10 protein-coding genes are annotated in these 14,119 nt (G+C 62.8%); 3 read left to right on the top strand and 7 right to left on the bottom strand.

The genetic code is table 11. The annotated features are described in order from the left end of the window. Window positions 1–8 precede the first annotated feature (8 nt). Genes EKO19_RS27985 through EKO19_RS27970 form a run of 4 tightly spaced genes read right to left on the bottom strand, consistent with a single transcriptional unit; the run spans window position 9 to window position 5,379 of the window. Window positions 9–1,025 (bottom strand): dipeptidase, encoded by a 1,017-nt coding sequence (locus tag EKO19_RS27985; protein ID WP_129780683.1) that lies wholly within the window; start codon window positions 1,023–1,025, stop codon window positions 9–11. Continuing rightward, complete coding sequence (locus EKO19_RS27980; RefSeq protein WP_129780682.1) at window positions 1,015–2,382, bottom strand: APC family permease; 1,368 nt, start codon at window positions 2,380–2,382, stop codon at window positions 1,015–1,017. The genes EKO19_RS27985 and EKO19_RS27980 overlap by 11 nt, the downstream gene beginning before the upstream one ends. A 55-nt stretch (window positions 2,383–2,437) precedes the next feature. Next, a complete protein-coding gene (locus EKO19_RS27975; protein WP_129780681.1) occupies window positions 2,438–4,321 on the bottom strand; it encodes a CocE/NonD family hydrolase in 1,884 nt (627 codons plus the stop codon). A gap of 5 nt (window positions 4,322–4,326) precedes the next feature. Further along, window positions 4,327–5,379 (bottom strand): alpha/beta hydrolase, encoded by a 1,053-nt coding sequence (locus EKO19_RS27970; protein ID WP_129780680.1) that lies wholly within the window; start codon window positions 5,377–5,379, stop codon window positions 4,327–4,329. Window positions 5,380–5,748: 369 nt separating this feature from the next. Here EKO19_RS27970 and EKO19_RS27965 point away from each other — a divergent pair, with 369 nt between their 5' ends. Next, window positions 5,749–6,519, top strand: a complete 771-nt coding sequence (locus EKO19_RS27965) for an SDR family NAD(P)-dependent oxidoreductase (protein WP_129780679.1) — start codon at window positions 5,749–5,751, stop codon at window positions 6,517–6,519. Window positions 6,520–6,590: 71 nt separating this feature from the next. On the opposite strand, the gene EKO19_RS27960 is transcribed toward EKO19_RS27965, so the two are convergent. Both EKO19_RS27960 and EKO19_RS27955 read right to left on the bottom strand, forming a co-directional pair. Further along, window positions 6,591–7,367 (bottom strand): LytR/AlgR family response regulator transcription factor, encoded by a 777-nt coding sequence (locus EKO19_RS27960; RefSeq protein ID WP_129780678.1) that lies wholly within the window; start codon window positions 7,365–7,367, stop codon window positions 6,591–6,593. Continuing rightward, a complete protein-coding gene (locus tag EKO19_RS27955; RefSeq protein ID WP_217705657.1) occupies window positions 7,364–8,452 on the bottom strand; it encodes a sensor histidine kinase in 1,089 nt (362 codons plus the stop codon). The genes EKO19_RS27960 and EKO19_RS27955 overlap by 4 nt, the downstream gene beginning before the upstream one ends. Before the next feature lie 318 nt (window positions 8,453–8,770). Here EKO19_RS27955 and EKO19_RS27950 point away from each other — a divergent pair, with 318 nt between their 5' ends. Next, the gene (locus EKO19_RS27950; protein WP_129780970.1) at window positions 8,771–9,766 is read left to right on the top strand and encodes an NAD(P)-dependent alcohol dehydrogenase; all 996 of its coding nucleotides are present in this window, start codon (window positions 8,771–8,773) and stop codon (window positions 9,764–9,766) included. An 11-nt stretch (window positions 9,767–9,777) separates the two neighbouring features. On the opposite strand, the gene EKO19_RS27945 is transcribed toward EKO19_RS27950, so the two are convergent. Further along, the gene (locus EKO19_RS27945) at window positions 9,778–10,215 is read right to left on the bottom strand and encodes a hypothetical protein (RefSeq protein ID WP_129780677.1); all 438 of its coding nucleotides are present in this window, start codon (window positions 10,213–10,215) and stop codon (window positions 9,778–9,780) included. Between the two features lie 67 nt (window positions 10,216–10,282). On the opposite strand from EKO19_RS27945, the gene EKO19_RS27940 reads away from it, so the two are divergent. Beyond that, window positions 10,283–14,092, top strand: a complete 3,810-nt coding sequence (locus EKO19_RS27940) for an ATP-binding protein (RefSeq protein ID WP_157995467.1) — start codon at window positions 10,283–10,285, stop codon at window positions 14,090–14,092. Window positions 14,093–14,119 lie beyond the last annotated feature (27 nt).

Genomic DNA, 14,119 nt, shown 5'->3' with positions numbered 1-14,119 from the left:
AGTCCCGCTTATCTCCAGACCTGCGAGCAGATACGCAGGTAGTTGCGGCCCAGAATGTCCTCGACTGCGCTCTCAGAGTAGCCGTTCGCGAGCATCACGCCAATCAATTCGACGATCTGCTCGGGTACCGCGTAATTGAAGCCGGGCCAGGCCGGATCCTTGGCCATCGGCCATTCCTCGGGCCGTGCCCGCACGAAGGCATTGACCGGCTCGGCGTTGAAAATCACATCGAACCCCAGCCCCACGTGCGCCGGCCCCAGCAACTGAACGTAATGATCCAGGTGCCGGAACAACGTCTGCGTGCGGCACTTCGGGTCGCCGAGGTATTCGCTCGAGCCGGAGATGCCCACCAGACCGCCGGTGGCCGCGCAAGCGCGCGCCTGCTCATCGTCGATGTTACGGAAGGACGAATGGATGGCATTGGCATTGGAGTGGCTGAACACCATCGGCTGTTGCGCGATGGCCAGCGCATCGAGCGAGGTCCGCCGGCCGACATGACTCAGATCGACGAGCATGCCGATGCGTTCGGCTTCACGCACGAAGCGCCGGCCGTAAGGCGTGAGCCCACCGTCTGCCGGTTCGGCGCAGCCGCTGCCGGCGCAGTTGGCGCTATTGAATGCGAGCAGCGTCTGACGCACACCGAGTGCATAGAAGGCGTCGATGAGATTCAAATCGCGTTCGAAACAGCGCGTACCTTCGAACTGCAATACCACCGCGAGCTGGCCGGCGCGTTTCGCGGACACGATGTCCTCGACTTTCTCGACCAACTTCAGCAACGAAGATCGCGACTGCAGCTCGTGGCGTGCCCAGGCCGTGATACGCAATGCCTCGGCGCTGTTGTGAGTGTCGCCGGCGAGTGTGACGCCGACTGCGCTGACCCCCGCCCTGGCGAACCGTTCGAGCTGTTCCCAACCGTTATCGGCACTGCCCAGGCCCGGCAGATCCACCGGCCAGACGTTGTCCCAGACGACGGCGGACTGCAGCAGACGCTGCGCGGCGGAGACGTGAATTTGTTCAGGATGCATAAGCTGGACTCTTCGATCTCATCATCCAAAGGAACGTGCCCGCGACCACCGCCAGCACGACAATGCCAAATTCGGGCGCCATCCAGCCGGTCTCGGCGACAGCGGAGATCAAGGTGTAGGCGGACATCGAGCCTGCAACGCCCGCACCAAGTCCAGCGACGCAGCGTTGGCGCAGCGTCGCCGCGTGCCGCCACGCTGCCAGGCTGACCAGGAAATACACCAGCCCGAAACAAAGCGCCGCGACGTTGACGATTGGCACGAGCGCCGCGCGACCCGCGAGAGCGAGAATCACCGCAAGGGTTGTGATGAACATCGTCGCCGAGCGGGGTTCCGCAGCCCGACCGCTCAGCTGCTTACGCAATTGATTCAACACCCGCACCGACGCGGCGAAACAGGCGATCCAGGCAGAGCAGATGCCCAGCAGTCCCGAGATCAGCACCAGGTTGGCAAACGTCGCACTCGACAGCCCATTACGGAAAGCAGTCGCCGCCGGCAGCGGCGCGGCAATCAGCGTTTGCCAGGGCACGACATAGGACGCCGCGAGCACGACGCACACATAAAACATGCAGGCCGCCACGATCGCGACTCGCATCACCCAGCCAACATCGGTCAAACGGACGCTATCGGCACGCTCGTTGGAAAGAATGGCGACCACGTGAAAGCCCGCGAACCACAGAGGCATGGTCGCGACCAGCGTCGCAATGCCGGTGTAGATCGGCTGACCGTCGGTGGCTGCCGGCAGCAGCGGCAACAGGTTGCTTGCTTTGCCAGCCATGACGCCGGCAAGGATGAATACCGAAGTGACGCCGAGCTTCACGAACACGATGATGTTTTGCGCCCGGGCCATTTTGACGATGGGCCGGAGATTCAAAATGGCCACGATCGCGGTTCCGGCCAGCGCGATCGCCAGCGTTCCAGCATGCACGTCGCGCCCGAAGACTCGATACAACGGCGCGCCTTCCAGCGCGGGGAAGATGGTCACCGCGATCCATCCGGCCGACACCGCCTCGAACGCGACGATGCTGATCGTCGCCAGACACAGGGCCAACGTCACGATGAACGCCGCGCGTGGACCGAGCGATGCGGCGACCGCCCCGATCTCGCCGCCTCTCGCGAACAAATCGTTCCGGGCCAGCGACGCGTAGTTGGTAGCGACGAGCAGTACCGCCCCCGCCCCCATCAGCAGCGCGACGACGCTGCCGCCCGGCCCGGCGAGCGAAAGCCATTGACCGAGAATGGTGATCCAGCCCACGCCGACGATGGATCCGAAACTCATCATGAACAGCTGCAACCGGGTCAGGCCACGCGCCGTGCGCTCGGCGGAGACCGGCATCGACATGGCAAAGGGGTTGCTCATGAACGACAGAGTGGCATCGTTGCTAGTAAGTGCGCATCCGGTACGGGTAACCCACCTACTTTCGCGCGATCACGGGCAGAATCAGTCGCGACGGGTAGGACGCCGAGTGGTGCACGCTATTGCGTGCCGGCACTCCGTCCTTTTGCTCGGAGTTGGCTCCGCCCCGGTTCATGTTTCGTTCCCAACGTGGGAAATTGCTGCTCGACACTTCGAGACGGACCCGATGGCCCGGCAGGAACACATTGCTGGTGGCTCCCATCGGAATGGTCAGTTCGTAGACCTCACCGGGCCGCATCCACACCTCTTTATCCAGACCTTCGCGGAACCGGGCGCGCAGCACGCTCTCCAGCACGTTGAATGCCCGGCCGTCGGCATCGACGTCAATGAGCTTGGCCGTGAAGTCCGTGTCCACCGCGTCCGACGACACATACAAAACGACCTTCACGTCGCCGGTGACTTCGAGCTCCTGCTTCAGGACTTCGGAGCTGAACACCAGCACGTCGTCCCGCGCTTCGACCGGTCTCTGATCGAGCGCGCCTGGCACGGCATCCGGCGTCCCGGTGCAACAGATCGCTCCGCCCCGGGACGGCACGGGATCGTTTGGATCGTAGCTGTAGGAGCTGGACGTCGTTGCTGGTTTGGAGGAGCGCCGGCTCAACGTGCCATTGCCGGTGAGACCGTTCGCCCGGCCGCCGCTGCCCAGATAAAAATTTTGCGACGACGTTGCCGGCAACGGCCACGCCGACGCGCTCTGCCAACGATTGCGCCCCATGGCGTAGTAACGAAGGCGCGGCCACTCCTGGATGCGACGCCTGGCCGCGGCATCGTCTTTCAGCCACGCATCGAACCAGGTCAGGTACTGACTGCGGTAATCGAAGCGTGTATCGCCCATGTCACGTTCGCCGATGCGCGTGTTCTCGCTCGCCTCGCGCTCGAACGCACAGTGCGTGTGAGGACTCATGATGGCGAACTGATTGTCACGCGCCAGCTTCGACGCCGAGCGTTGACGCAGATGGTTCATCTCGAACAACGTCATGTCGGCGCCGAAGTCATACCACGAGTTGACGAACAACGCCGGCACGTCGGAGACGTAGCTCTCCGTCATGTACGGCAGCTTCTGCCAGTAGGGATCGGTGTTGGGGCGAGCGACGGTGTCTTCGAAATCCGTCCCGGTCATGCCCTGCGCGGCGAGCGCGTCTTTGGTCGGCAAGTGATGCCAGGCTTTTTTGAGATCGATGATCGGCGGCCGGCGCGTGATGTCCCAGAGCGCGGCGTTGGCGTTGTATTCGTCATGCGGCAAATCGACCGGCAGCTTCGGAAAGACTTTTTCTCCGTATTGGGCAAACCAGCCGACCACGCCGACCCACTCGGGCACGCCGCCCACTCTCGCGCCCCAATAGCGATAGTGACCGCCGAGCGAACCGACTGCGCTACCGGACGCCATTGGAATGAGCGCCTTCAATGCCGGCGGCCGCGCGCCCGCCATGAACAATTGAATGTCGCCTTCATAGGAACATCCAACAGCGCCGACTTTGCCGTTGGACCACGGCTGTTTGCTCAACCAATCGACGGTGTCGTAGCCATCCTCGGCATCGCCGCCCGAGACGACGTAAATGCCTTCCGAGCGATGACGGCCGCGCTTGTCCTGAACGGCAACGGCATATCCATTCGACACAAAGAACCGAAGCAGCGAGGCCGGCTGCGTCGACTGCGGCGTGTAGCGCACGTCCTTGCCATAGGGCGTGCGAATCAGAACGACGGGGACCGGCCCGCTCGCGGTCTTTCCCGGCAAATAAAGATCGGTCGCCAGGCGCGTGCCGTCCCGCATCGTTACGAACACATTGCGATCGACCCGAAACTCATCGGTCGAGTCCGCATTGACGAGGCAAGGCGCCCAGCCCGCAATGACCGCGGCGAAAACCACACGGAGTTTTTTCATTCGAGTTACTGCAGCGGCCGCGCTGGCCAGTCACGCATCAGAGGAGGATGATTTGGATAGAGCTGCTCGGCGCGTCGATAGAACGCAGCCGCCTGTTCGGGCCGTCCCTGCTGGTCGAGAAAATTCCCCATCCACGACAGCATCGCGCGCGAGGGACGCAGCGGATAGCCATAGATTCGTTGCAGCCCGGCGTAGTGCGACTCGACACCCGCCAGTCCCTGCGACAGAAGCGCAGCGTCCGAGACTTGCAGATCGGCGAACACCATCTGTAACCCGGCGTAGGTGCTCGGCAAGTGACTCGACATGTGATTCTCGTTCGCCAGGTAGTCATAGCGCCAGCGCAATCCGGCCGGCTGACTTTGCCCCAAGAGCCGTGCCATGCGCGCTGTCGGCTCGGTGATCTCGACGGACTCGTGCCCGGCCGAGAGATACAGGAAGCGCGTCGCCTTGCCGGCCTTCAGTGCTCGCAGTTTTGCCGGCGCTTCCTGGACCAGCGCTTGATCGTCCCACCAAAGCGCGGGACTCAATGCGAGATACGCGTTGAAGGTGTCGGGCGCGTTCAAGAATGTGTAGAGCGTGAACAGTCCGCCGCGCGAATGCCCCACGATGATACGAAACGGCTCGGTGCGGTACTGAGCATCGACCCAGGGGATCAGATCCTGCTCCAGGAATTGGAGGAATCGATCCGCGTCGTACCGCGCCTCATCCGCCTTCGGCTTGCGCTTCGGTGGCGCCAGCTCCTGGGCGCGCGCCACGTTGGGAATGGCGACGACGATGGTCTCGGGAATGCGCCCGGAAGATTCACCGAGCTGACGCACGATGCCGGCAACCGACAGGTAATAAGCATCGCCATCGAGCAGATACAGCACCGGATAGCGGGCCTGCGAAGTGCCGTAGCTCGACGGCAAATAAACCTGGACGCGCCGTTGTTGTTTGAAGACTTCGGAGCGCACCCAGTGCTCATCTCCGACCCTGATGGGGCTGTCGTCAGCCTCGGCGAGCGCGAGCCCGCCCCAGATCGCCAACGTCAACAGCAACGTGAATGCGCGAACCATCATCCCCACTCATGCTCATCGTTGGGCAGGCGCCGTTATGACCGAAGCATCGGGCTCCGGTCAGTAAACGGCATCCTGTGATGGTAACGCGCGGGTTATCAGAATTCCTGCCAGCCGTTGCCGCCGCTGGCCTGCCGGGCTGGAGCGCGGACTGCCTCGAATTTCCGCTTGACCGGAGGCGCGGCATTGCTGGAAGCAGCGTTGCGCAGGGCCTTGCAGGAAAGCGCCCTGGTGCGCGATCTCGAAGCCGCGAGCTGCCGGCGGAACAGACAGCGCTGCTGTTCGCCCCTCGCGTAGTCAGCGCGCGACCCGCATGAGATTGCATCGAAAGTAAGCTACGCTCCACGGGACCCTCGCCACCGTGGAGCAGCCATGGCCCGCATCTTCATCACCGGCTCATCGCAAGGCCTCGGCCTGATGACCGGCCAGTTACTCGCCGACCAAGGGCACTCGGTCGTACTACACGCGCGTAACGAAGCGCGCATGAAGGAAGCTCAGGCCGAGGCACCTCGGTCGACGCAATGGGTGATTGGCGACGTTGCCACGCTGGACGCGATGCGCAGTGTGGCCGAGCAAGCGAACAAGTTCGGCCCGTTCGACGCGGTCGTTCATAACGTCGGCATCGGTTATCGCGAGGCTCGCCGGATCGAGACCGTCGACGGCCTTTCGCAGCTCTGGGCAATCAATGTGCTCGCTCCGTATGTGCTGACCGCGCTCATGCCGAAGCCGAAACGTTTGGTTTATCTCAGCTCCGGCATGCACCTCGGCGCCCATTCAGACCTCGACGACCTGCAGTGGTCCCAGCGCAAGTGGGATGGCAGTCAGGCCTATGCCGATACCAAACTGCACGACGTCCTGCTGGCGTTCGCAGTCGCTCGACATTGGCCCGACGTTCTCAGCAACGCGGTCTCGCCCGGATGGGTGCAGACACGCATGGGCGGCGCGGGGGCGAACGACGACCTCGATCAGGGACATCGCACTCAGGCCTGGCTCGCCGTGAGCGACGACAAAGAGGCGCGTACCACGGGCGGCTTCTTCTATCACAAGCAACCCGGGCGTTTGAATCCAGTGGCGCGGGATGAAGCGCTTCAGGAAGCACTCATCGATTACTGTCGCAAGGTTTCCGGTATAGGGCTGCCATAGAGCAAGATCGACTTCTGCGACGACAGCGTCTGCTGCGAGCTGATCATTCCGGCGACCCGCCGGGAATGAACTCACATCTGACGGAACAGGTGCAGGTAGCCGCGACTGACGGGCAGCACCTCGTCACGCCCCTTCATATGAATGTCGGCGGTTTCGTTCGGCCCCCGCGTGACATGGCTGATAGCTCGGAGGTTGACGACGACGGAGCGATGGACCTGCGCGAACTGGGTGGGGTCGAGCTGCGGGATCAGCTCTTTGAGCGGGGTGCGGACCACAGCGTCGCGGGACTGGCCGGCATCGTCGCGCCATGCGACTCGGGTGTACTTCTCTTCCGAACGCAGATAGTCGATATCGTCCACCGCGATCAGGCGGACGGTCTGGCCAACGGAGGCCCGCATCCAACGCAAGGTCGCTGGTGGTCTGGTTCGTTCGAGGCTGGCGGCGAGTTGCCGTAGCAGAGCATCGGTATTCAATGCCGGCTGAGCCGCCTGCAACCGCTCCTTCAGCCGCGCGACGGTCTCGGCCAATCGCTCCGGCTCGACCGGCTTCACCAGGTAATCGAGCACGCCCTGAGCAAACGCCTGCACGGCGTATTGATCATGAGCAGTGACGAACACCAGATGCGCACGACGGCCAATGTGCTGCGCGGCCTCGACCCCCGTTTTCCCGGGCATTTGCACGTCCAGAAAACAGATCCCGGGGCGATGCGTTTCGAACAGATCGATGGCTTCGCGACCGTTACGCGCCTGAGCCACGATCTGCAACTCGGGCCAGAGCTGCGACAGCATGCGTTCGAGCGCATCCCGCAACAGCGGCTCGTCGTCGGCGATGAGTGCGGTGGGATTCATTGTCGGGCCGGAAAGCTCAGCTCAGCACAGACACCATGCGGCTCGATCTCGGTCAGAGTCAGTCGAGCGTCGCCGCCAAATGCGAGCTGCATTCGCTCGCGCAACGTCGAAAGCCCGGTGCCGAGCCCGCTGCCCTGTGTTTTCAGACCCACGCCTGTATCCACGACGCGCAGGAGACAACGGCCGTCGCGCAACCAGACATCGACGTCGATACGCCCGCCCTCCTCGCCTGGATCGATGCCATGTTGAACGGCATTCTCGACCAGCGTCAGCACAGTCATGGGCGGACATTGAAACTTCGCGGCCGTCGGCTCGATATGCAACGCGAACTGCAGTCGGTCGGGCATGCGCATTTGCATCAGCTCCAGGTATGCGCGCGCCAGCTCCATCTCTTGATCCAACGTCGTCGTCTGCACCTGCATGCGAGGCACGGCCGCGCGCAGATAGGCAATCAGATTCGTCAGCACCTTTGAAGCTTGCGGTGAGCCCGCATTCACCAGCGCCTGCACATTGGCGAGCGTGTTGAACAGAAAGTGAGGTTTCACTTGCGCCTGTAACAGTCGCAGTCGCGCATCGAGGGCTTTGCGTTCGAGCTCACTGCGCTCGAGCTCGAATGCCAGCGCCTGGTCGCGGGCAAAGACATCGCGTTGACGAAGCATTGCACCCAGCGCGATCCACGGCCCGAACAGAAGCCCTTCCACGATGAGCGCGAGGAGTCCTTTCATCTGCGGCGTCTGGTGCGCCGTATGAATGTCGACGGCCATCGAGATCGAATGAGCGAGTAGCGCGCCCGCTGGAACGGCGATGACCACCCCGCCGACTTGAAGCACCCAACGCGGCAGCCAGGGCGGCAATCGAACCGGGCGCTGTTCGAACAGCCCGAACGCCAGCGCGGCCACCAGACTGACGACGACGGCATGGCCGATGGTGACATCGATCGTCGGCGCCGTGGACGACAGGCTATTCGCAGCGCCGAACACGATCCCGAGGCTCAGCGCCAGCACCAGTCGACGCCAGCCAAACACGAGCGCCAGGCCTCGCGGCCGCGCCTGCGTGATCTGCTGATGGCCCATCGCGGATGACATGGAGCCACTATAAATCGTGCCCGGCGCGCGCGCCCGCACTTTACCCCCTGCAAAGCGCGCCCCTTCCGCCATTCGTCCGCCGGAATCGTCATTCGGGCCGCCGGGACCGGCATCCGTCGCATGCGCTCGTTTTCTCGGCGGCCCACTTTCATAGTCCGTCCGAAACCGACAGGGAGAATCCCCATGACTCTGAGCAAACGCATCGTCCTCGGCGTAGCCACGGTCTTCGCGCTGGCCGTCGTATCGCTCGCAATCATGCTGAGCCACGACTCGCCGTGCCCCGCGCCGCCGACCACGACCACCGGCTCGCAATTCAAGATGAAGGCAGTAATGCAGCGCTGCTATGGCTCGCCCGACATCCTCAGCTTTGAAGACATCGACAGACCGACGCCGGCCAACGACGAGGTTCTGGTTCGAGTCCGAGCGGCCGCGGTCAATCCGCTCGATTGGCACAGCGTCGCAGGCTGGCCGTACGTCATGCGTCTTTCGGGTGGATTGGGCGCACCGAACGATCCGAGCGTAGGCGTCGACTTCGCGGGCATCGTCGAGGCTGTCGGGAAGGATGTCACGCGATTCAAGCCCGGCGATGAAGTGTTCGGTGGACGCAGCGGCGCTTTCGCGGAGTACGTGACCGTGCGCGAAGCTCGCGCCATTGCAAGCAAACCGGCCAATCTCACATTTGAACAGGCCGCAGCGATTCCCATCGCCGCCGTGACCGCTCTGCAAGCACTGCGGGATCAAGGCCACGTGCGTGCCGGCCAGAAAGTCTTGATCAACGGCGCATCGGGTGGCGTCGGCACTTATGCCGTGCAAATCGCCAAATCATTCGGCGCCGATGTCACAGGCGTATGCAGCACCAAGAACGTCGAGCTCGTACGCTCGCTCGGCGCGGACCATGTCGTCGACTACAAGAAAGAAGACTTCACGTCCGCGAGCGAACGCTATGACGTCATCATCGACAACGTCGGCAATCGCTCGCCTCTGGATCTGCGCCGCGCGCTCACACCGGGCGGTATCGTGGTCATCGTCGGCGCGCCGAAAGAAGGCCCGTGGGTCGGCATGTTCTGGGGAGTCATCCGCGGCCTGGCGCTATCGTGGTTCGTCGATGAGAAGTTCGTGTTCTTTGTCGCACAACTGAACCCCGACGATCTGAGCTTCCTCGCCGATCTCGCGCGCGATGGCAAGCTCACCTCGGTCATCGACCGCAGCTTTGCGCTCGACGAAACATCGAAGGCCATCGAGTATCTGGCGGGATGGCATGCGCGGGGCAAAGTTGTCGTACACGTCCCCGCGCGATCGGCGGACGGCACTTGAGGCGTCTGCGTCTAACCGATCCGGTCGATCTTCACGCCCGTGACTTTTTCGCCGTACTCGACCTGCTGCTCGACGCGAACGTGACCTCGGATCAACGTGCCGATGTCCGCGCCGGTCAGGTCGTGCGCGATCCGGACCTTTTGCACAACGTCAACGATGGGCCCGGCGTCCTTGACCAGCTTGCTCAACTCGGCGGCGAACGTCGGGTCCTTGGCCAAGTCCAGGGCCAGCATATCGGCCAGAATCTTGGAGTAGGTGGCCGGCGCCTGCGGCAGACTTTTGACCGCTGCCGCGGCCACGTCGTTCTTGTTCCACCACTTGGCCAGGCGATCGACCAGCGCCTTGACCCCGGCAAAGGATTGTTTACCGGCCTCCTCGGCGAAGGCCTCGCCGCCTTTGACGAGGTAAGGAACCAGGACACTGATGACTGTAGCGATGAGCGCTTCCATAATCATCCTTCATGGCCAGCCGGGATGGCGCGGATTGTCGCACGAATCGATACAAACAAACCATCGTATGAACAACACCGTGGGATTCGTCGGGCGCGACTGGGTATTCCAGGCCATCGAGCAATGGCTGGCCTCGGCCGACGGCCCGCGTTTCATGATCCTGACCGGCGAGCCCGGCTCCGGCAAAACCGCGATCGCCGAGGAGTTGCGGCGACGCATGGCAGCGCCGCTGTCCGCCAATGTGAGATCGACGATTCAAGATGCACTGCGGGCAGTGCATTTCTGTACGGCGCGAAAAAGCTCCTCGATCGATGCCATCGGTTTCGTTCGATCCATCTCCCTGCAACTTGCCAATGCCGTACCGGCTTTTTACCAGGCACTGGCCGCGACACAGGAGCCCTACGTGCGCATCGACGTGACACAAACGGTGGGCACGGCACAGCAAGTGACCGCGATCGCCGACCTGCATCTGTCCGGCCCCTCCGCCAGACGATCCTTTGTCGTCGCCCTGATCCACCCGCTGCTGCACATGGCGACGTCGCCCGATCGTCCCGTGTCGCTGGCGCTGCTGGTGGACGGGCTCGACGAAAGTTTCAGCACCGATGAACCCACCATCACGGACCTGCTCGGCAGCGCCGAAGAACTGCCTGGCTGGGTCAGGATCATCGCGACGACTCGTCCGCTGGAGCGGGTCTTTCTCAGCTTGCGACATCATCGGACGATCGACCTGTCGTCGGAGCAAAGCGCCGCGCTCAATCGAACCGATCTGAGCTCATACGTGTCCGCCGCTTTGAGTGAGATCCCGACCGTCGCATCGAATGGCACATCGGCGCAGCAGCTGGCAGCCGCAATCGAGCGCAACGCCGCCGGCAACTTCCTCTATTGCAAGCTGCTGCTGGACGACGTCGCCGCCGGGCGCCTCGATCAGCAAAGCATCGATCGCCTGCCCTCGGGCCTGCATGGATACTTTCATGCCGCGCTCACTCGGGCTGCGGGCAGTTCGTGGAACGATAGTAGTCAGGTTTGGAGCGTGCTGGTCGCGGCACGCGAGCCGCTGACGCGACAACATGCCGAGCGAGTAGCTCAGATCGACAGCGCGGAATTCAGAAAATTCGTCGCAAGATTCGAGCCGTTCCTGGAGCGGACGCAGTCCGAGGGAGCGCAGCCCACTTTCAGTTTGTTTCATCAATCGTTGCGCGACTTCCTCGCGCTCGACCAATTGACGGTGGCGGATCGAAGCATCGACAACCCGCATCATCTGGACCCGCGCCTCGGCCATTGCATCTTCAGCGCCTTCTATGGCGGGATCGTCGACGTTGCGGCGACGATCGACTGGGCCGCTGTCGATGACTACGGCCTGCGCCATCTGCCCCTGCACTTGATGGCCGGTGGCTTCGCGGAACGAATCGAGCCCTTGCTGATGAGCCAGTTCCTGCGGGCGAAGATCGAGCGCTTTCACGACTATCGATCCATACGCCAGGACCTGCTGCGCGGCGTGCAGGCTGCCGAGGCAACCGCCAACTCCGCAGCGATGCTTCGCTTCAGCCTCACAGTCGACTCGTTTCGCGCTCGCATCGGCGCCGACATCCCACGCCAGTTCGCGCCGCTGTACGCCGTTGCAGGCCAAGTCGAGCGTGCCGTAGATCTGGCTGAGCTCGCGTCCGCCCAATGGGTTCGAGCGGTAGCACTACGCAGTATCGTCGCTGCTATCGCCGTCAAAGATCCGGAGAAGGCACTGTGGGTTGCAAATCGCCAGACGTCCTCGGACGCCCGAGCCGAAAGCCTCGTGCTATTGCTGAAAGGACACCTCGTCAGGGACGGCGGCCTGCATGACTCTCTGGATCTGCTTCAAACCCTGGTTGCGAACGTCGAAACAATGTCGACGTTCGCGCACCGCAGTCTCATCTATCGAGAGCTGTTTGCAACGCTGCTGCCGGTCGCGCCTCCCCAGGCGCAGGAGATGTTCGAGAACGCCGCGAGGACGGCGCGCGAGGAGCCGGACGCTCAACAGCGCGCCCTCGCGTTCTGGCACCTGAGCCAGGCCGGCGAATCGCAACCGCAAGCCATCCGCATCGGGTTGCTGGTGGAATCGCTGCAGGCGTTGCTGGCCATGCATGAAGGCGACTGGCGAGCGAAAAAATTCGGCACAGTCGTCTCGGATCTTGCATCGTTTGACGTGAATGAAGCGCTCGCGAACGCCCGGGCCGCGCGCGATCCGCATTGCCGTTGCTATGGTCTGCTCAGTGCCAGCGTGCATCTGGCGGCCATCAATCAAGACACGGCTCACGAAGTGCTGGCGGAGGCCGAGCAGGATATTTATCTGATCGGCATCGCGAAGGCCGAGGGTTACGGATGGAAAGCCGCGGTCGCCAGAGCAGCAAAGACTGCGGCGAAAGAAATTGCTCTCATTGCAGGCGGCCAGAAACCGGCGCCTGCCCGTACGCAGTTCGAAACTGTGATCAAGCTCATGACTCCTCGCGCATCGACCGACGGCGAGAATGCGATACGTCAGATCGAGTCGAAGATCCGCGAGGCCGCCACGCCCAATCCCGATGATCTCTGGCGCAAGACACTGGAAGCGAAGCTGTTGGCCGCAGTTGCGGAGGAAAGCCCGGATCGAGCGCTGGAGTTGGCGGAGTCACTGCCTGCCGGGCGGGCCGAAGCCATGGAAGTCGTCATCGAAGCGTTCGGTCGAGTCGATCTGAATCGGGCCTTGCAGCTGCTGGGCACTTCTGCCCCGGACAACGAATGGGGCAAGATCAATGTCCTCGCCGAGCTGCTTCTGCAAGCCACCGCACACGAACACCCGCAGTTGACTGAGATATTGATCACGCTGGTGGACGAATGTCGCGCGACCGACCACGTCAGGCCGCCCGATGCCGACAGCATCCATGGGGTCTTTCAATGGCTCGCAGAGACTCGCCCCATCCTGTCCGGCTCGGATGTCCTGTGCAACACGTTCGCTGCGGCGGGCGCCATCGTCGCGAGGCGCTCCCCTGAACTCGCCAGGGTGTTTCTTGGTTTCGTTCTCGACCAGTTGCAAGGCGATCATCGGTGCGTGGGCCGGGCCATCGCGGACATCGCCAAATTCAACCCCCATCTTGCCTGGGAGACTGCGGCGAATGCTCGTCGCGCGTACGAAGTCGTCGAGTACCGCGGTGAATGGTTTCGCAACGAAGGCCTGCGGGAAGTTGCAGTTGCAATCGCACCCTACGCGTCCGAATTTGCGCTCGACACGATCGAACATTCCATGAGCCATGCCGACTGCCGCGCGGTTGGTTACTCAGCGCTCGCGAGAGCTTACAGCTCCCAGGACAGAGCGCTCGCCGATCTATTCCTCGCCAAGGCACGTCATTTCGCACTCAGCAGCGAATCCGACTGGCGAAAGGTGGATGCCCTGTTGCGCATGGCGGCGGATTGCGCTCAATGGAACCGAGCTGCTGTCGACGAACTGCTGGACAGCGCGTTGTCGATTGCACGCGCACCAACAGAAGGGCAAGTACAGCTCGCCCGCTCATACGCGAACGCCGCCGAGCTTCTGTTCACACTCGACGGCGACAAGCGGCGCGCACGAGAACTGCTCGAGAAATCATGCGATCGGGTGCGCGAGCCGGACACGAGCAGCCCCGAGATCGAAGCGATCGTTGCGGCCGCCCTGCTCGACAGTCCCGAGCAGGCGCTCAAGACAGCAGCGAAGCTGTTGCAAGCGCTCGCCGAGCGTGATGCATCAATGGATGGTTCGCCCTTGCACGATCACGTCACCGAGATCGCGCCGCTATTGATTCATGCACACGCTCAACGAGCGCAAACCGCCGAGACGCTGCTCCAGAACATTGCGATCGCCGACGATCTCTCGGCACGAATCTTCATCGGCTGAGCCCGGCCCGACGGGCCGTTCCGGCCC

Origin of the sequence: Peristeroidobacter soli (assembly GCF_004138485.1) — a bacterium.
Classification (GTDB): Bacteria; Pseudomonadota; Gammaproteobacteria; order Steroidobacterales; family Steroidobacteraceae; genus Steroidobacter; species Steroidobacter soli.
The sequence above is the reverse complement of the archived record's forward strand: the minus strand, read 5'-3'. Positions and strand labels throughout refer to the sequence as shown.

Coding starts and splice junctions, on each gene's coding strand:
- EKO19_RS27950 (WP_129780970.1), top strand. CDS start 8,771: ATGAAGGCAGTAATGCAGCGCTGCTATGGCTCGCCCGACATCCTCAGC.
- EKO19_RS27940 (WP_157995467.1), top strand. CDS start 10,283: ATGAACAACACCGTGGGATTCGTCGGGCGCGACTGGGTATTCCAGGCC.
- EKO19_RS27955 (WP_217705657.1), bottom strand. CDS start 8,452: ATGTCATCCGCGATGGGCCATCAGCAGATCACGCAGGCGCGGCCGCGA.
- EKO19_RS27965 (WP_129780679.1), top strand. CDS start 5,749: ATGGCCCGCATCTTCATCACCGGCTCATCGCAAGGCCTCGGCCTGATG.
- EKO19_RS27960 (WP_129780678.1), bottom strand. CDS start 7,367: ATGAATCCCACCGCACTCATCGCCGACGACGAGCCGCTGTTGCGGGAT.
- EKO19_RS27970 (WP_129780680.1), bottom strand. CDS start 5,379: ATGATGGTTCGCGCATTCACGTTGCTGTTGACGTTGGCGATCTGGGGC.
- EKO19_RS27945 (WP_129780677.1), bottom strand. CDS start 10,215: ATGGAAGCGCTCATCGCTACAGTCATCAGTGTCCTGGTTCCTTACCTC.
- EKO19_RS27985 (WP_129780683.1), bottom strand. CDS start 1,025: ATGCATCCTGAACAAATTCACGTCTCCGCCGCGCAGCGTCTGCTGCAG.
- EKO19_RS27980 (WP_129780682.1), bottom strand. CDS start 2,382: ATGAGCAACCCCTTTGCCATGTCGATGCCGGTCTCCGCCGAGCGCACG.
- EKO19_RS27975 (WP_129780681.1), bottom strand. CDS start 4,321: ATGAAAAAACTCCGTGTGGTTTTCGCCGCGGTCATTGCGGGCTGGGCG.